We start from the raw sequence: 17,214 nt of genomic DNA, 5'->3' as shown, positions 1-17,214 counted from the left end.
AGCTCAATTCCTAACCTTGTTTCGCTGGATCGTGCTTACTACATAAGTAGCCGTTCTTTTTTCGTAAAAGAATCGCGGTTGTTTTTTGAATGCTGCCCAAAGGATGTTGCAATAAAATCCAAGTTGGATCAAACCAAAAATCAACACAACCAACAAACTCACTAGGACGAGCATTTGATTAGTAGATTGAATAAAAGGCGTAAACAACACATTGATGCGTGTCGCACTAACATAGATCAGATAGAGCAATCCATAACGCTTAAAAATTGCTCTGAAACTGACACGGGAATGGTTTTCCTCCATCACTCGAATGCGAACAAGTTTTTTTCCTAGCGTTTGTCCATTGAGAATATAATTCAAAAGAATAAAGTAAAGAACTACTTCTAGTAAAAAATACCAATAATCATTCGTAAAGTCATCGATTTCTTTATTCACAGTCACTCTTAACAGAATCATAAGCATCCAAGCGAATAAATTCAATATTCCCCAATCGATCAGCCAAGCAACAAATCGGCGAGTAAACGTCACTCGATTATCTTTGGCATAAGATTCGGCATCCATCTCTTCACGGGTAGGCAACAGGAAGGTAAACAATGGCGTCACCAAAAAGCCAATGGTCCCGCCAAGGGTATTGACAAATAAATCATTGACGTCAAACAACCGATAAGGGCGCGGATAAATAAAGTATAATCCAGTTAACTGAGTCAATTCAAAGAACAGTGATAAGCCAAAGGTTGCCACAATCGTCTTCGGAAAAGACAATTTAAAGTAGTAGCGCATATAGACACCAAAAGGCAGTGTCAAAAAAAGATTGAATAATGGCTCTAAGACTACGTTTTGCTTCAAAGCCGGAAGATACGTAGTGGGATCATTGATTTGTAACACCGTTTGCTGCAAAAAATGCTGCCAGGAAGCACCTAACTGCCACTCCATTTTGGGACCGGTCATTTGAGCGACTTCTTCAATACTCGGCAACGGCAAAATGACCAAGAAATAGGCACAAAGCAGATAAAAAACAAATGAATAAAGTACAATTGCTCGTGAAAAAATAAATCGGCCAAATTTACGGTATTGGCGCACAAAAAATATCGACGAGATTGCAAGTGCCAAGAATGGAAATAACAGTAATGCAACCTTGATTGGCATAAGATAAGCTGACATAACATCCTCCTAAAAATCTATTTCCTTTTAATCTTACACTGTAATTCCCAAAACGTAAATTTTGGAGTATGATAAATAAAAGGAGGTTAAAAAACATGTTGAATCCTTATTTTGCTTTTGGTGTGCCATTTTTTCTTTTATTGCTCTATATCGGCTTTGCGCTTTTTCGCCGTTCTTCTCATATTCCTTATTTAGGGTTTGTACTCTTTATCATTGCTGGATTTATGAGTGTATTCAGTTTCCAAGTGATCCAACAGGCGCTGACAGAAGTAAATAAAACCAATACTGCTGTGGTAGAGCAGGTCCATGGCTATTCCCTCTACTTATTAGCTATTCCGTTGCTGATCGGTCTCTTGTTAGTGATCCGCAATATTTTTCGGGGTTATGCTAAAATCAAAAAAGTACGTCTCCAATCCAAATGAAAAAGATACAGTTTCACTTTATTCAAATGTTGACTGACAGGCGCTCTGAAAAACAAATGAATCCGTCAAACAAAACAATTATCCGAACGATAGCTGAATGATCAAGCGTACTTACATGCATGCGGACTTAAGTTAAGCGCATCGCATTCTTCATCGACTATCGTTCGGATATTTTTTTGTTTTGTGTTCTTCTGTTTTTCTTTAACCTACATACATTCATTGGGCATTTGCCCCTCTATTCTTACTCCTCGTCTAGAAAATCAGTCTCGGCCTGTGCAAGAAATTGCTCCTTGACTTCATCATCCAGTTGTTCCAAAAGATATTGCCAGTCGCTATTTGACAAAACGACCACATCCAAATCTTTTTCTTCGTCAATCAATTCGAGGTTGCTGTACTTATCACCCAGATCAAGAAATAAATCAGCGAGTGCTGCATCCTCAATGGTTAGGTATTCCGTTTTTTTCATCACCCATCACCTCAAAAATCAAAGAATTCGTAAAACAATATTTCAAACGATTGAATGGTTGTCATTTTTTGTAGCGTCAATAAATCCAAGCGGATAAACTCTTTTTCCACTAGAAAATAGTGATTGTCTTCTAATGCTTCTTCGATGAATGGCAGAATCTGTTCTTCATCTCCTTGCCGTTCCCTGGAAATACTAGAGATCTGATTAAATAAACGTTCATCTTGCAATAAAAAATACTCATCATCGTACCGGTAAATGGCAACTTGATAATTCCGGATGGGTAATGCTGCTCGAATGATAAAAAAACATTCCCCAGAATCAGAAAGTGCAGGTAATAATTCATTCGGTTTCAGCGCTTGTTTGTAATACATATCCATCCCTCCCCTTATTTATAATTATAGATAAATACAGAGGAAACACAAAGGAATCGAACTGAAGATTAAAAATTACTAAACATCCCATTCTCTATAAAATTCAGTTAAAAAGGTTGTCATAAAGTCTTTACGCCGCAGCGCTTCTTGTTTGCCAAAGTGTGTGTGCATTTTTTCAGGCAATAAAAACAACTTTTCATAGAAATGATTGATCACGGTGGTCCCTTTTCGATAGTCAGCGTGGTTTGTGAACGTTTTCGGCGCTCGCTCTGATTCATGGATCGGATGCTGATGTGCACCGCCAAAGTAACTAGTACGCAAAATACCAATTGCGCCCAATGCATCTAAGCGATCCGCATCTTTCACGATTTGTCCTTCTAAAGAGGAGACTTGTGCCCCTGCCAATAACTCTTTTGAGAAAGAGAGATTCTCAATGATTGTAAATATATGACTGATTTGTTCTGCTGTGGCTCCAGCAGCGAGAAGGCATTGCTGCACTTCTTCTTTGGCTTTCACCACATCTTTCACCACCTTATCATCAATGGTATCGTGCAAAAATGCCGCTGCTTCCACAACGTAATCATCTACTTGCAGTTGATCTTCGGCAATGATCTGTTTAGCCATTGCGGCTACTCTCTTGACATGATCAAAGCCATGCCCTGTGTGATCAGTTCCCAAAATCAATTTGGCATATTCATAAATTGGTGCTATATCAGCCATTTTTTGAAACTCCTGTCTTTTTTATCTTGTTTCTATTGCTAGCATTCTGATTCAATCGTCCGATTCCATCAAAGTATCAGAACCTAAAGTCAATAAATACTATCGTCTAGCTACCTAGTTTGCCGTGCGTTTTTTTAAAGATGAGAAGAAGCCTTTCGAGTGAACGAAAGGCTTGCTCATTAGCGGATTTGATAAACAGAAAAATAAACCTTCCGCAGATAATCCAATAAATATTGCGGATTTAACAGTTCTCCTGTCGCATCCAGAATCAATTGATTTGGTTTTTTAGAAGCCCCGTATTGATGAATGTGCGTGGTCAACCATTGGCGGATCTCTGAATAATCATCAGAAGCCAATACAGCATCGACATCGATCTCTTTTTCCATTGCATGAAAAAGCTGTGCCGCATACATGTATCCTAAAGCGTATGATGGGAAATAGCCAAAACTTGACCCTGACCAATGAACGTCTTGCAAGATACCTTCTAAATCATTTTGCGGACGTACGCCTAAGTATTCTTCATATTTATCATTCCAAATAGTTGGCAGATCTTCCACATTCACTTCTTCATTGAAAATCATCTTCTCAATCTCGTAACGGATAATGATATGCAAAACATACGTCAGGCTATCTGCTTCGATCCGAATCAAACTTGCTTGGGTAAATTTTAATGCATTGTAGAAAGTCTCAAAGGAAACATCATCGAAAGTTCCTTCTGCACACTCTTGAAAATAAGGGTATTGTTTCTCCCAAAAGTTGCGATTGCTACCGATAATGATCTCATTGAATAAAGATTGCGATTCATGGATTCCCATGGATGCTCCTTCGTGGACCGGCGTTCCTTCAAATTTTTCATCAATGTTTTGTTCATACATGCCGTGGCCTGCTTCATGAATCACGCCGAATATTCCCATCGAAAAATCTTCTTCATTCCAACGAGTCGTCAAGCGAACATCATTGTGGTTAATGCCGGTCGCAAAAGGATGCACCGTATTGTCCAACCGCCCGCGAGAAAAATCATACCCTAAGTCTGTGATGACTTTCGAGATGAATTTCCGCTGTTGCGCCTCTGTCATTTTACGAGATAAGATCGTTGTATCTGGTGGAGTACCTTTTTCTAACTGGCGACGAATATCCATGATTCCATCACGAACTTGTGAAAACACATTATCCAAGATTTCAACGGTCATGTTCGGTTCATATTGATTCAAAAGAACATCATAATTTGTCCGTTCCTCTTTTTTCCAATAAGGGATCAGCTCTTTTGTCAAACGGATATTCTCAGCTAATGCTTCCTTGAATAAAGAGAAATCTTTCGCTTTGCGGGCTTGCGTCCAAGCAGTATGAGCTCTAGAAGTAGCAGCAGAAGCTGCGATCGCTAATTCATTAGGAACATTTTTTTGCAGCTCATATTCTTCTTTCACCAGCTGATAAGCTGCTTGACCAACTTCAGATAATTCATCAGGGTGCTGACCAAAATAAGTAATGGCTTCTTGGATCGTTGGTCCGACTTTCTTTTCGAAATACAAGCCATACAAGTAGCTGTCAACTTCACTGCGATATTCGCTGGCCTTTTCAGGCATTCCCGTCTGAGTATCCCAACCAAGGATTCCCATTGCTTGTGACAGCAAATCGAGCTCTTTTAATTCTTTTAGAAATTCTTGTTCTTTCATTCAACCGTCTCCTTTTTACGCGGTGGGCGACTGCCCCAATACTGGAAGAAATCCGTACGCAACGCACCATTATATAGTTTGCGTTTCTTGGTTGCTTTTTCACCATAGTGGGTCTCAAATGTAAGGTCACTGGTCAAAATGTATTTGCTCCAAGTTTTTAATGGCCGAAAGACTTCGCCCATTTCACGGTACAAGCGCTGTACCGTCTCTTCTTCTCCTAAACGTTCCCCATATGGTGGGTTGGCAACGATCACGCCGTATTCTTTGTCTGTTTTAAAATCTTTGACTGCTTGTTGTTTGAAGGTGATGGAATCACCTAGACCAATCTCTTCCGCGTTTGCTTTGGCGATTTCGATCATCCGTCCATTGATATCTGAGCCCATAATGTCCAGTTGGCTATCGTAATCGGCTGCTTCGTCTGCCTGAGCTCTTACAGTCTCAAATACTTCAGCTGGAACCCAATCCCATGTCTCACAGACAAAGGAGCGATTGAATCCAGGGGCAATATTATGTCCGATCAGTGCTGCTTCGATGCACAGTGTACCGGAACCGCATACAGGATCAACAAACGGTCGGTCTTTGCGCCAGTTGGTCAACATGACTAATGCTGCAGCCATATTTTCTTTTAAGGGTGCGCCCCCTTTTTCTAGTCGATAGCCACGTTTGAACAAACTCGGTCCTGTCGTATCGAGTGTAATCATGGCATGATCTTTCAACAAAGCAACTTCCAACTGAAAGAAAGCACCACTTTCAGTTAAAGGAACACTTGCAGGGCGATGATAAACTTCCCGTAATCGATTAACGATCGCTTTTTTTGTGATTGCCTGACAATCAGGCACACTGAATAACTTCGATTTGATCGATTTACCTGCCACAGGAAACTCTGCGTCTAGCGGCAGAAAGTCTTCCCAAGGTAATGCTTTGACTTGCTCAAATAATTCATCAAAGGTGTATACATCAAATTCTCCCACCACAATCTTAATGCGGTCAGCTGTGCGTAACCAGAGATTGGCGGTTGCAATGGTCTCCAACGTTCCTTTGAAACGAGCCCGTCCATTTTCTACTTGGCATTCAATGCCTAAATCTCGCAACTCCTTACCAACTAGCGCTTCTAACCCACTAGCAGCGGTTGCGACACAATCAAATACTTTTTCTGTCATAGATTTCTCCTTCTTGATATAAAAAAACCTTCCGTTGATGGAAGGATTCCCTGATCTGCTGTGATTTTCTATAAGCCATGTTCTGTCCACGTCTTCCTCAGGGAGAAGAAAACGTTGGGTAATTATCTATCTGCAATTACTTGCCTTTTTGCTCCGTTCATTTCCGTGCAAAAAGCGCCCCTACCATTGTTTGGGTTGCTCGCTCGAGGGGTTTACCGCGTTCCACCAAGACGGTTTCCCGTCTTGCTTCGTCACTGTGGCACTTTCAAGGATACTTTGGCATAGCTCGCGCCTTAGCCATTTTTCCTGCCGTTACTCTTTCAAGTACCCTAGCTTATTGTTTCGCTAGGCACGATCACTACAAGCATCTCAGCTTGTGCGAGCATGGACTTTCCTCAGCATAATCAAAGTTATGCCGCAATTACCCGAAAACCACAGCAATCAAATTGATTAGAATTGACGTGTTTTTTCGTTATCGTCTTCAAAATCCGCATTTGTGTAGTTGCTGTTGTATGAAGAGGAACGTGTAACTGGTTCTTCTTGATCCAATTTTTTGCCAAAAACTTCTTTTTCCAAATTAGACAAACGTTTCAAAATATCAAAATTTGTCACTGTTTGACTTTTTGGCGCTTCTTGTTGGACCCGTGATGCAATCGCTTGGTTCTTAGAAAGTTGATCGATTTTTGCATTCAAACGATCGTTTTCTTCTTGCAATGCTAAAATCTCTTTGTTGTAGCTCTCGTAGTCTTTGATGATATTGTCTAAAAATTCATCGACTTCCACTGGATCATAGCCGCGCATTTTTGTTTTAAATTCTTGTTGAAGAATATCCTTGGGACTAAAAATTAGATTTGCCATTATTTACACCTCATTGATTTTTCCAAATGATTTTCACTTTCTAGACCATTCTATCAAAAAACTCTCAGAAATCAAAGTAAATTACTATCAAATGTTGCGTTTTGCAGATCATCCATTGTAATTTGATCGATCTCGTAAGGATGATCCTCCCGATATTTCTTCGCATCTTTCAAAAAAAAGCTGGTTTTTCCAGGGAATTCTTCATCATAAAGCAGCAACGCACCATCTGTGTGTTCCAATAGAAACTGGGTATGATTTCTTAATTGGCTTGGTTCTTTGTAGGGTTGATGGCTAGTGGCATTCACATAATCAGCGCTCATTTGCACTCGTTGCAACATTTGCTGGTTCGCTTCATTCCAGTTTTCACCAAATCCTTGAAACGGATAAATGATCCCTAGTTTGATTTCTGGATAGTCTTTTTGCAAAAGCTCCACCACTTCTGCACACCATATTTCTGCTCCTAGATTGCCACTGATCAGCACCCATTCCAGTCCTTGTTCAATGTAAGAAAGCAAAGACATTTTTATTACTTTCTTAATAATTTTGATTTTGGGATCTTTTTCTTGAAATACACCAAGTTCAAAGCTGCGGTAGCCGGTAAAATATAAGGTTTTCATTGTTTAAGCAGTCATCTCTTTTCTTTCCAAACGTCTTTTTGGTATAATGATGCCTAGGAGTGTGAATAACATGGTCATTCGATACCCTAACGGTCAGTCTTCTGCTTATGATGGCGGTAAAAAACAAAAATTGCAAGAAAAAATAGCTCGGCCAAAAACTTTCGCGAACCGCGGAATGCGTTTTGAAGAAGCAATCAATCAAAGCAATGCCTATTATTTGAATCGTCAAGCAGCAGTCATTCATAAAAAACCTACACCTGTTCAGATCGTTAAGGTGGATTATCCCCGCCGCAGTGCAGCTGTGATTAAAGAAGCTTACTTCCGAGAAGCCTCTACCACGGACTATAATGGTGTTTATCGCGGATATTACTTGGATTTTGAAGCCAAAGAGACACAGAACAAAACCTCTTTCCCCTTCAAAAATTTTCATGAGCATCAGATTCAGCATATGGAAAACTGTCTGACGCAGCAAGGAGTCTGCTTTGTCTTGTTATGGTTCTCAAGCTTGCAACGCTGCTTTTTTTTGACGAGCAGCAACTTGATCACAGAGTGGCATCAACAAAAAACAACAGGTAAAAAATCGCTGCCTCTTGCCTATATAGAGAAAAACGGCATTGAGATCATCCCAGGAATCGCTCCGCGTATTCCTTATTTAAAAGCAGTAGATCAATTTTTGTCAATGAAGGAGAATGATTAGTATGGCGAAAGAATCGCAATCGAGAGCTTCTCGACATGATTCTAAGAAAGCGGCGGCTGCATATAAAGGCCCGAAACAAAAAAAGCCGAAAGGAAAACGAACGATTGGCAGTATTTTACTTCGTACCTTTATGGGGCTCTTCTTTTTAGGATGTCTCGGTCTCTTATCAGGGATGGGACTTTTTTGGTGGTACGCTAAAGATGCACCACCATTAGATGAGAAACAGCTCGATTCTGCTGCTTCTTCCAGGTTCTACGCCTCCAATGGAGATCTGATCCTCGATTTTGGTAGCGAGACCCGTGAAAAAATCACTGCGAATGAAATTCCGCAGCAATTGGAAGATGCGATTGTATCTGTAGAGGATCGTCGTTTCTATCAACACATTGGAGTAGACCCTATCCGTATCATTGGATCGGCATTGTCGAACGTGACGACTGGTGGCATGCAAGGTGGGAGCACCCTAACACAGCAATTGATCAAATTATCCTTCTTCTCTACTAGTGCAGAAGATCAGACGTTGCGAAGAAAAGCGCAAGAAGCTTGGATGGCCGTCAGACTGGAACAAACAAAATCCAAACAAGAAATCTTGACCTACTATATCAATAAAGTGTACATGTCTAACGGTGTCTATGGGATGCAGACAGCTGCCATGAAGTTCTATAACAAGACATTGGATCAACTAGATTTGGCTCAAACAGCATTAATCGCTGGATTACCAAACGCCCCTTCTGCTTATGATCCATATGCTCACCCAGACAAAGCTAAACAGCGACGAGATCTTGTTCTGTTAACCATGTATGAGAATGAAAAAATCACTAAAGACGAATATGAGGCAGCCAAAGCCGAAGATATTTCAGAAGGATTGCAAAAAAATCCGCAACGAAATAACGAATGGAAATATTATGACAATTACTTTAAAGAAGTGATTGATGAAGTAAAAGCAAAAACCGGCAAAGATGTCTATACGGATGGATTGGACATCTATACGAATCTTGATGTCAATACCCAAAAACGATTGTATGACATCGTTAATAGTGACGAATACATCAATTTCCCAGATGATAAAATGCAAGTAGCCGCTACTCTGGTAGATGTTAATAGTGGTAAAGTTGTCGCGCAAATCGGTGCTCGTCATGTGGAAGACGATGTTGTCTTAGGTAATAATTTAGCAGTCAACGTCACTCGTGACTTTGGCTCAACCGTTAAACCCCTGACAGACTATGGTCCAGCCTTCCAATTTTTACAAAATTCAACAGGCCGCATGATTTTGGACGAACCCTATAATTATGTGGGGACGAACACACCAATCTACAACTGGGATCGACAATATATGGGAAATATCACTTTGCGGACAGCACTGGCTCAATCGAGAAATGTTCCAGCAGCAAAGCTTTTTGAAGAAGTAGGTGCTGACAATATTTCTTCCTTCTTGAAAGGCCTAGGTATTGAATACAAAAACATTGAACAGTCCAATGCAATTTCCAGCAACACGTCAGAAATCGATGGCACCAAGTATGGGATCTCTAGCTTGAAAATGGCTGCTGCTTATGCTGCCTTTTCAAATGGCGGAACCTATTACGAACCGCAATATGTCAATAAGATCGTTTCGCAAGATGGAACAGTTGATGAAGACTCCTTCAAAGTGGAAGGTCAAAAAGCGATGGATGATACGACAGCCTATATGGTCACCGATATTCTGAAAGACGTGATTTCTGTCGGAACAGGAACCAACGCCCAAATCGATGGACTATACCAAGCTGGGAAAACCGGGACTTCCAACTATGATGACAATCAATTGGCCCAATTGGATACGTCAAACGGTGCTTACCCGGATATCACGTTTGCAGGTTATACCCCATCCTTTTCTTTAGCTGTTTGGACAGGATATAATGATAAAATGACGCCGATCACAGACAGCAGTACTCATGTTGCCTCAGATGTTTATCGGGAATTGATGCAATATGTCTCAGCCTCTGTTGAGAACCGCGACTGGAAAATGCCCGCAGATTTGACCCGGATCGGCAATGAGCTTTACATCAAAGGGACTTACCAGCAACCAAGTTCTAGCACAAGATCAACGATCAGCTCTTCTTCGCTTCCTGAATCAACACCAGAAAGCAGTTCTGAAATCGTTGAATCTAGCAGTTCAACGGAAGAATCGATTCCACCAGTTGAATCTTCTTCTGAAAGCTCACAATCTACACCGCCACCGTCAGAAAGTGAAAGCACACCATCGTCTTCTTCGGAGTCAAGTTCGACGCCATCATCTTCGTCGACTACTCCAGGGACAAATGAAACAAATCCTGAATAAAAAAAGTTCAGCCGCCTCTCATTGAGGTGGCTGAACTTTTTTTGCGCGCATCCGCAGTTGTCCTTCTTGGCACATTGTCAATAATGGGCAAACTTCACATTTTGGCGCTCTAGCTGTGCAATGGTATCGTCCAAAGAAAATCAGTGTGTGATGTGTTTTGACCCAAAGATCTTCTGGCACTTTTTTCATCAATGTTTGTTCTACTTCTAAGACATTCGCATCTAATCGGCAAATCCGTAAGCGCTTGGTTACTCGTTCGACGTGGGTATCCACAGCGATTGCCGGAATACCAAACGCATCGCCTAAAACAACGTTGGCTGTTTTTCTTCCGACCCCCGGTAATGACACTAATTCCTCGCGGGTTCTAGGTACTTGGCCATTGAATCGTTCGATAAGCTGGGACGCACAAGCCTTGATATTTTTTGCTTTGTTGCGATAAAGACCGATCGTCCGTATTTTCTCAATGATTTCCTCAACAGGGGCTGCTGCCAAGGCCTCAGGTGTCGGATAGGCAGCAAATAGTGTGGGGGTCACTTTATTGACCGACACATCCGTAGCCTGAGCACTTAAAATCACAGCAATCAACAGTTCAAACGGATTTTTGGAAATCAGTTCTCCGTGAGCGTCGGGGAACATTTGGTACATTTGTTCCAATGCGATCATAGTTTTTGCTTTACTGATCATGACAACTCTCCTTTATTCCCCTTCTAACCAATTATGCATAGGAATCTTAGGAACGGGTCCATTCGTTTGTTCCAAATTTTCTTTCTGCATAAACTGTTTTTTACGGCGTTTTTGTTCTTCTTCTACTTGTTCTTTCGAGGTAATATTTTTCCGTTCCCAAGAAAGTAAAATGCGATCAATATAATTCAAACTGTAAGCTTGATTCAAAACCGCCTCACGTAACGCAAATTGAATCAAATCCGGCTGGTATTTATCTTCTTCCAGCCATTGTGATATTCGCTGGTATTCGATTGCTGAAAGCGGACGGCCAAATTCGGACTCAAACATTTGATAAAGCGAACGTACTTTTGAATCATAGCTCTGCTTTTCCTCCTGCTGATTTTTTTGCCGCAAACAAACTTCCAGTCGTTCATAGATTCCAGAAAACTCATAGTAATCCACCATCTTCCCTGCTGAATCTTTCTTGGATTCGATGGCGATGATCTGTTTATTCAATAGCTCATTCAACCATTTATAGATTTCTTTTTGCTCACTTCCCATCCCCTTAGCAATCATTGCTAGATCAGGAAAATCATTGCCTTGTTCGTGGTAACGATACAACTGAAGCCATAATACAAATTCATCATTGGTTAAACCAAGGCTATGATAGTTTTCCAAAAGCAGATTGGAGACAGTTGTTTGCCCCTGGGCTAAATATTCTTGTAAAGAAATCATCTTATTGTCCTCTTTTCCCATCGTTACATAAAAACCATTTTCAATTTTATTTTGGCATCATCAAGAATAAAATCCATTCTCAACAAAAATGGGACTGCGCATATATACGACCGTCCCATTGACTCCTTTATTGTGCCACCACAGCAATGATCTCTACTTCCACCAATACATCCTTTGGTAAACGGGCCACTTCAACTGCTGAACGTGCAGGCAAATGTTCATGAAAAAGTGTGCTGTATGTATTATTGAATGGAACAAAATCATCCATGTTTTTTAAGAAACATGTTGTTTTGACGATTTCATCTGGTGTAATACCGGCGGCAGTTAAAATTGCCTCGATATTTTTGAGAACTTGCTGCGTCTGAACTTCGATAGTTGCTCCCACAACTTCTCCTGTAACAGGATCTAACGGCACTTGTCCGGAAGCAAACATGAAACCATTAGCAATCCGTGCTTGTACATAAGGACCAATTGCTTGCGGTGCTTTATCCGTTGAAATAATTTTCATTCCTCTTCTCCTTTACACTCTGGACACAATCCATATACTTCTAAGCGATGGCTTTGGATTTTATATCCGGTCAGTTGGGAAGCGGCCATTTCGACATCTTCCAATCCAGGATAGTAAAAATCAGAAATCTTGCCGCAACGTTGACAAATTGCATGATAATGCGGCTCTGTCGTAAAGTCAAAGCGACTGGATGCATCGCCGTAGTTCATTTCTTTCACAAAACCGATCTCCGTAAACAGTCGCAGATTATTGTAGACTGTCGCTACACTAATACCGGGAAAGTGGACTTCGATCGCTCGGTAAATTTCTTCTGCGGTAGGATGTGATGCGTGGCTAGCCAAAAACTCAAGTATCGCAACCCTTTGTGGAGTGATACGGATATTTTCTTGTTTTAATTGTTTGATTGCCTCGTCATATATCGTGTTCACAGGAGTTCCTCCAATTCTCTTATCTGTAATATCATACTATGTAGATGGTAAAAATTCAAACAGCTTTCTCTAAAAATTCTTAATCAACCACAAAACAAACACGAAAAATTCCACAGTCCTTAAGAAAAGGGGAGAAAAAGCAGGCATTCTGCCAATGCCCGCTTTCCTTGTTATTCTTCCACTTGATATAAAGCAGTCGATAGATAGCGTTCTCCATTGTCCGGGACGATCGCTAAGACTTTTTTGCCTTTTCCCAGTTCTTTGGCAACTTTGAGTGCTGCATGGATCGCTGCTCCAGAAGAAATACCTACGAGCAAGCCCTCTTTACGGCCCACTTCTCTTGCTGTTGCCATCGCATCTTCACTTGATACGGCAATTGCTTGATCAAAGATCTCTGTATCAAGAACTTTAGGTACAAAGCCGGTTCCAATTCCTTGGATTTTGTGAGGACCAGGTTGTCCGCCTTCTAAGATAGCCGATTCTGCCGGTTCAACGCCATAGATTTTTAAGTCTGGATACACTCGTTTTAATTCTCGACCCGCACCAGTGATCGTGCCGCCTGTACCGATACCAGCGACAAAGGCATCTAATCCTTTTGATTCAAAGGCATTCTCTATTTCTTTCCCAGTTGTTTTCTCGTGAATCTCGGGATTTGCCGGATTTTCAAATTGCAGCGGCATAAAATAGCCCTCTTGTTCAGCCAATTCTTTGGCTTTATTGATTGAACCTGTGATTCCTTCTGAGCCTGGTGTCAAAATCAATTCAGCACCATAGGCTTGCATCAGCTTGCGCCGTTCGATACTCATGGTCTCAGGCATCACGATGACCACTCGGTACCCTTTCGCTGCACCGATCATCGCCAAGCCGATCCCAGTATTACCGGAAGTTGGTTCCACGATCGTATTGCCTGCTTTCAAAGAGCCGTCTTTTTCGGCTTTTTCGATCATAGCCAAAGCGATCCGGTCCTTCACGCTGCTCCCTGGATTATAAAACTCAAGTTTTACGTAGACATCAGCGGAATCCTCTCCAACCACCTTGTTTAATTTGACGATGGGTGTATGCCCAACTAGCTCGGTAACAGATTGATAAATCTTTGTCATTTGCAATCCCTCCAGTTCATATTCCTATTCTACCCAAAAAACGGCAGACTTGCGAACAAAAAGTTAGCGTTTTCCAAATATTTATGTTTTTTTCACAAAGAAAAAAACTTTTGCTTTGCTTCTTTTAGTTACTAAAAGAGAACAAAAACAAAAGTTTTTGTGAAATTTCATTTGGCGTTTAGCTAATAAATAGCGAAAATCAAACGATCAATTCCTGTCCTACGACGATCAAGTCACTGCTTAATCCATTGGCAGCCATGATTTGATCCACCGTTGTTCCAAAACGTGAAGCAATATCCCAAAGACTGTCGCCAGATGCTACGACATAACTTTGTCCCGTACTTTGTGTCGTTGTTGTCGTCGATGTGGATTGCGTTGTCGTTGTCGTTACAGAAGTCGTTGTGGCACCAGTACTTGGTGTATCAAAACGAGTTAGTTGATACGTTTCAATCAGCCAGTTTAATTTTTGTGCGTAACCTGGATCAGTGGCATAGCGTCCTGTCAGATAGCTGGTCGCATCGTAAAAAGAAGTCGTTTGACTTTTCCAGACCCCACTATAATGTGCTTTACCTGAAGTGAAGCTTGTACTTCTTAAAACGTTGGCGTGATCTTGAAAAGACTCCCAGTAGGAATTATATTGGCGGAATGGTTCATTCATTACGACCCATTGTCCATTGATATACTCATCTGTAGGCAAATAGACAGATTGCCCGTTATATGATCCTTTGACCCCAAAAAGATTGTAGTAAGGCGCATTGGATAATGTAGATGAGCCATAGCCACTTTCCAAAATGGCTTGCGCGATCATCACCGATGCATAAAGATCATTATTGGCCGCAACGTCTTGTGCTGACCAACCAATCTGTTCGATAAAACTAGCGATTCCTTGACTAGTGGCCTGATATTCACTTGCTTGGACCTGTTCCGGAAGTAGCGTGACCACCGCTGGTGACAATGCTAATCCAGCCCCAATAAAAGAAACCACTGCTCGTTTACTTGGTCGTGGCATCACTGCTTTTTGTTGGCGGATATGTCTTTCACTGCGGGTTTGATAATTTTTCATTCTTTTCCTCCATCGTCCCAATACTATTCAACAATATAGACATTATACGGAAAAAATTTTTTCTGTGCAACTTAAGCAACTCAATAGTTTTTTAAAAGTCTTTTCGCAAAAACATCTTGTTCTACCTAAAAACGAAAAGACTTTAAAAAAAACAAGCGAAATCAGCTGCGATTTCGCTTGTTTTTTACGCTTATTTGATCGATTGGAAAGTGGCAACCACATTTTCGACTGTAAAGCCGAACTCTTCCAATACTTTGTTTCCTGGAGCAGAAGCGCCAAAATGATCAATGGCGATGACTTTGCCTTTGCAGCCTAGGTAACGATCCCAACCAAATGGGGAAGCTGCTTCGATGGCAACCCGTTTTTTCACGGCTTTCGGCAAGACACTCTCCTTGTACTCTTCCGACTGTGCTTCAAACAAGTCAAAGCTTGGCAGTGATACGACAGACACATCCACTCCAGCTTCTGCTAGTTTGGCTTGCGCTTCTACCGCTAGATTCACTTCTGAACCAGTAGCGATCAAGATGCCTTCTGGTGTCTCACCGGTTTGTTTTGAAAGGACATAGCCACCTTTAGCCACGTTTTCTTCGACACCACTTAGCGTCCCTGCTAACACTGGCAGGTTTTGACGGCTCAACACTAAGACCGTTGGTTTATTCGTCGTTTGCAAGGCGATCTTCCAAGCTGCCCGAGTTTCGTTGCCATCTGCTGGTCGGATTACTTGCACGTTTGGCATGCAGCGTACACTCGCCAATTGTTCGATTGGTTCGTGGGTCGGTCCGTCTTCACCAACAGCCACAGAATCATGGGTCAGAACATAGATGACTGGCGCATGTTGGAGAGCCGACAAGCGAACTGCTGGACGCAAGTAATCAACAAAGACGAAGAATGTCCCGCCATACACGCGTGTACCGCCATGAAGTTGGATCCCGTTCATGGCTGCGGCCATCGCAAACTCCCGCACACCGAACCAAATGTTGCGGCCTTCATATTGACCAGGTTCAAAATCTTTTTCCGCTGCGACCATCGTATTATTGGATCCGGATAGATCGGCCGATCCTCCCCATAGGCTTGGGATAGCTTTTGAAAGGGCTTGGATCATTTCTTTACTGGAAACACGACTCGCTTGTGAGCTGCCTGCTTCATAAGTTGGCAGTTCTGCATCCCAATCTGCTGGTAGTTCGCCAGCCACTGCTTGTTCGAACTGTGCAGCTAATTCTGGATAAGCCGCTTTGTAAGCAGCGAATTTCTCGTTCCACTCCGCTTCGGCTTTTTGGCCTTCATCGATCATCGTTTCTTTGAAACGAGCCGCTACTTCTTCCGGCACGGTGAATTCAGGATACTCCCAGCCATAGATTGCTTTAGCGGCTGAAATACCTTCCGCACCTAATGGAGCACCATGGACAGCAGAGGTTCCTTGATTTGGGGCACCGTAACCGATGACTGTTTTGATTTCGATCAATGTCGGTTTCTCTGTTTCAGCTTTAGCTGCTTCAATGGCTTGTGAGATTGCCTCTAAGTCATTGCCGTCTTTGACCAACAAATGTTGCCAACCGTAAGCTTCAAAACGGGCACCAACGTTTTCTGTGAATGCTTTTGAAGTAGGTCCATCTAATGAGATATCATTGGAATCATATAAAACGATCAATTTGTCCAGCTTCATATGACCAGCCATTGAAGCTGCCTCTTGAGACACACCTTCCATCAAGTCGCCGTCGCCACATAATGCATACGTGTAGTGGTCGATCACATTGTATTCATCCCGGTTGTATGTCGCCGCTAGATGTTCTTCCGCCATCGCCATCCCGACGGCCATTGCGATTCCTTGTCCTAATGGACCAGTCGTTGCTTCCACACCATCCGTATGCCCAACTTCTGGGTGTCCTGGTGTGCGGCTGCCCCACTGACGGAAATTTTTCAAGTCTTCCGTGGTTACTTGATACCCTGAAACATGCAGTAAGCTGTAAAGCAAAGCAGAACCATGTCCAGCAGACAAGACGAACCGGTCGCGGTCGATCCAGTTTCTAGAAGTGGTCGGATTAACTTTCAAATGCTTGGTCCACAAGGCATACGCCATTGGCGCTGCCCCCATTGGCAGACCGGGATGACCTGAATTTGCTTTTTGTACGGCTTCGATACTCAATGTACGAAGGGTGTTAACACCTAATTGATCGATTTTATCAAACAATGGTAATTCCTCCTAATTTAGGTTTTTTTTACCTTTATTACATCTCATATTATACGGGATTTCTTTCAGGATT

The 17,214-nt window shown here is 41.9% G+C and carries 18 protein-coding genes and 1 other RNA gene; 3 read left to right on the top strand and 16 right to left on the bottom strand.

Translation table 11 applies throughout. The features are described 5' to 3' along the window. Window positions 1–3: 3 nt before the first annotated feature. Window positions 4–1,161, bottom strand: a complete 1,158-nt coding sequence (locus FE005_RS12320) for a VanZ family protein (protein WP_003126631.1) — start codon at window positions 1,159–1,161, stop codon at window positions 4–6. 95 nt (window positions 1,162–1,256) lie between these two features. Here FE005_RS12320 and FE005_RS12315 point away from each other — a divergent pair, with 95 nt between their 5' ends. Continuing rightward, entirely contained in the window at window positions 1,257–1,583 is a 327-nt protein-coding gene (locus FE005_RS12315; protein WP_138371863.1) for a hypothetical protein, read from the top strand. Window positions 1,584–1,824: 241 nt separating this feature from the next. Here the strand turns inward: FE005_RS12315 and FE005_RS12310 are convergent, their stop codons facing one another. From FE005_RS12310 to FE005_RS12275, 8 genes are all read right to left on the bottom strand, one after another. Beyond that, window positions 1,825–2,049, bottom strand: a complete 225-nt coding sequence (locus tag FE005_RS12310) for a hypothetical protein (RefSeq protein ID WP_060814313.1) — start codon at window positions 2,047–2,049, stop codon at window positions 1,825–1,827. An 11-nt stretch (window positions 2,050–2,060) separates the two neighbouring features. Further along, entirely contained in the window at window positions 2,061–2,426 is a 366-nt protein-coding gene (locus FE005_RS12305; RefSeq protein WP_050801524.1) for a hypothetical protein, read from the bottom strand. Between the two features lie 72 nt (window positions 2,427–2,498). Beyond that, window positions 2,499–3,140 (bottom strand): HD domain-containing protein, encoded by a 642-nt coding sequence (locus FE005_RS12300; RefSeq protein WP_029486827.1) that lies wholly within the window; start codon window positions 3,138–3,140, stop codon window positions 2,499–2,501. 179 nt (window positions 3,141–3,319) lie between these two features. Further along, complete coding sequence (locus tag FE005_RS12295) at window positions 3,320–4,813, bottom strand: carboxypeptidase M32 (protein WP_103300887.1); 1,494 nt, start codon at window positions 4,811–4,813, stop codon at window positions 3,320–3,322. Continuing rightward, window positions 4,810–5,973 (bottom strand): class I SAM-dependent RNA methyltransferase, encoded by a 1,164-nt coding sequence (locus FE005_RS12290; RefSeq protein ID WP_003126638.1) that lies wholly within the window; start codon window positions 5,971–5,973, stop codon window positions 4,810–4,812. The genes FE005_RS12295 and FE005_RS12290 overlap by 4 nt, the downstream gene beginning before the upstream one ends. A 66-nt stretch (window positions 5,974–6,039) precedes the next feature. Next, window positions 6,040–6,406: RNase P RNA component class B (gene rnpB / locus FE005_RS12285), an RNA gene on the bottom strand. Window positions 6,407–6,423: 17 nt separating this feature from the next. Beyond that, entirely contained in the window at window positions 6,424–6,831 is a 408-nt protein-coding gene (gene gpsB, locus FE005_RS12280; RefSeq protein ID WP_029486829.1) for a cell division regulator GpsB, read from the bottom strand. A gap of 71 nt (window positions 6,832–6,902) precedes the next feature. After that, entirely contained in the window at window positions 6,903–7,448 is a 546-nt protein-coding gene (locus FE005_RS12275; RefSeq protein WP_003126640.1) for a DUF1273 domain-containing protein, read from the bottom strand. Window positions 7,449–7,518: 70 nt separating this feature from the next. Here FE005_RS12275 and recU point away from each other — a divergent pair, with 70 nt between their 5' ends. Together recU and FE005_RS12265 are read left to right on the top strand one after the other, a co-directional pair. After that, window positions 7,519–8,145, top strand: a complete 627-nt coding sequence (gene recU, locus FE005_RS12270) for a Holliday junction resolvase RecU (RefSeq protein WP_005473207.1) — start codon at window positions 7,519–7,521, stop codon at window positions 8,143–8,145. 1 nt (window position 8,146) lies between these two features. Next, entirely contained in the window at window positions 8,147–10,456 is a 2,310-nt protein-coding gene (locus tag FE005_RS12265; RefSeq protein WP_230320920.1) for a PBP1A family penicillin-binding protein, read from the top strand. Window positions 10,457–10,474: 18 nt separating this feature from the next. Here the strand turns inward: FE005_RS12265 and nth are convergent, their stop codons facing one another. The 7 genes from nth to tkt all read right to left on the bottom strand — a co-directional run bounded on the left by nth (window position 10,475) and on the right by tkt (window position 17,141). Next, window positions 10,475–11,140: an endonuclease III gene (nth, locus tag FE005_RS12260; RefSeq protein ID WP_003126643.1), complete on the bottom strand. Its 666-nt coding sequence runs from the start codon at window positions 11,138–11,140 to the stop codon at window positions 10,475–10,477. A gap of 12 nt (window positions 11,141–11,152) precedes the next feature. Next, window positions 11,153–11,854 (bottom strand): DnaD domain protein, encoded by a 702-nt coding sequence (locus FE005_RS12255; protein ID WP_003126644.1) that lies wholly within the window; start codon window positions 11,852–11,854, stop codon window positions 11,153–11,155. Window positions 11,855–11,981: 127 nt separating this feature from the next. After that, window positions 11,982–12,362: a RidA family protein gene (locus FE005_RS12250; protein ID WP_138371861.1), complete on the bottom strand. Its 381-nt coding sequence runs from the start codon at window positions 12,360–12,362 to the stop codon at window positions 11,982–11,984. Next, complete coding sequence (locus tag FE005_RS12245) at window positions 12,359–12,790, bottom strand: Fur family transcriptional regulator (protein ID WP_060814318.1); 432 nt, start codon at window positions 12,788–12,790, stop codon at window positions 12,359–12,361. Before FE005_RS12245 ends, FE005_RS12250 begins: the two co-directional genes overlap by 4 nt. 170 nt (window positions 12,791–12,960) lie before the next feature. After that, entirely contained in the window at window positions 12,961–13,890 is a 930-nt protein-coding gene (gene cysK, locus FE005_RS12240) for a cysteine synthase A (RefSeq protein WP_003126647.1), read from the bottom strand. 199 nt (window positions 13,891–14,089) lie between these two features. Next, complete coding sequence (locus FE005_RS12235; protein WP_060814319.1) at window positions 14,090–14,953, bottom strand: glucosaminidase domain-containing protein; 864 nt, start codon at window positions 14,951–14,953, stop codon at window positions 14,090–14,092. Between the two features lie 190 nt (window positions 14,954–15,143). Continuing rightward, window positions 15,144–17,141, bottom strand: a complete 1,998-nt coding sequence (gene tkt, locus FE005_RS12230; protein ID WP_138371860.1) for a transketolase — start codon at window positions 17,139–17,141, stop codon at window positions 15,144–15,146. Window positions 17,142–17,214: the final 73 nt, after the last annotated feature.

The organism is Enterococcus sp. M190262, from assembly GCF_005843965.1.
Lineage (GTDB): Bacteria > Bacillota > Bacilli > Lactobacillales > Enterococcaceae > Enterococcus_D > Enterococcus_D gallinarum.
The sequence above is the reverse complement of the archived record's forward strand: the minus strand, read 5'-3'. Positions and strand labels throughout refer to the sequence as shown.

What these genes read in the sequence shown, in the direction of transcription:
- FE005_RS12290 (WP_003126638.1), bottom strand. Translation starts at nt 5,973, where the DNA reads ATGACAGAAAAAGTATTTGATTGTGTCGCAACCGCTGCTAGTGGGTTA.
- FE005_RS12305 (WP_050801524.1), bottom strand. Translation starts at nt 2,426, where the DNA reads ATGGATATGTATTACAAACAAGCGCTGAAACCGAATGAATTATTACCT.
- FE005_RS12250 (WP_138371861.1), bottom strand. Translation starts at nt 12,362, where the DNA reads ATGAAAATTATTTCAACGGATAAAGCACCGCAAGCAATTGGTCCTTAT.
- FE005_RS12315 (WP_138371863.1), top strand. Translation starts at nt 1,257, where the DNA reads ATGTTGAATCCTTATTTTGCTTTTGGTGTGCCATTTTTTCTTTTATTG.
- cysK (WP_003126647.1), bottom strand. Translation starts at nt 13,890, where the DNA reads ATGACAAAGATTTATCAATCTGTTACCGAGCTAGTTGGGCATACACCC.
- gpsB (WP_029486829.1), bottom strand. Translation starts at nt 6,831, where the DNA reads ATGGCAAATCTAATTTTTAGTCCCAAGGATATTCTTCAACAAGAATTT.
- FE005_RS12295 (WP_103300887.1), bottom strand. Translation starts at nt 4,813, where the DNA reads ATGAAAGAACAAGAATTTCTAAAAGAATTAAAAGAGCTCGATTTGCTG.
- FE005_RS12255 (WP_003126644.1), bottom strand. Translation starts at nt 11,854, where the DNA reads ATGATTTCTTTACAAGAATATTTAGCCCAGGGGCAAACAACTGTCTCC.
- FE005_RS12265 (WP_230320920.1), top strand. Translation starts at nt 8,147, where the DNA reads ATGGCGAAAGAATCGCAATCGAGAGCTTCTCGACATGATTCTAAGAAA.
- FE005_RS12320 (WP_003126631.1), bottom strand. Translation starts at nt 1,161, where the DNA reads ATGTCAGCTTATCTTATGCCAATCAAGGTTGCATTACTGTTATTTCCA.
- FE005_RS12235 (WP_060814319.1), bottom strand. Translation starts at nt 14,953, where the DNA reads ATGAAAAATTATCAAACCCGCAGTGAAAGACATATCCGCCAACAAAAA.
- nth (WP_003126643.1), bottom strand. Translation starts at nt 11,140, where the DNA reads ATGATCAGTAAAGCAAAAACTATGATCGCATTGGAACAAATGTACCAA.
- FE005_RS12310 (WP_060814313.1), bottom strand. Translation starts at nt 2,049, where the DNA reads ATGAAAAAAACGGAATACCTAACCATTGAGGATGCAGCACTCGCTGAT.
- recU (WP_005473207.1), top strand. Translation starts at nt 7,519, where the DNA reads ATGGTCATTCGATACCCTAACGGTCAGTCTTCTGCTTATGATGGCGGT.
- FE005_RS12275 (WP_003126640.1), bottom strand. Translation starts at nt 7,448, where the DNA reads ATGAAAACCTTATATTTTACCGGCTACCGCAGCTTTGAACTTGGTGTA.
- FE005_RS12300 (WP_029486827.1), bottom strand. Translation starts at nt 3,140, where the DNA reads ATGGCTGATATAGCACCAATTTATGAATATGCCAAATTGATTTTGGGA.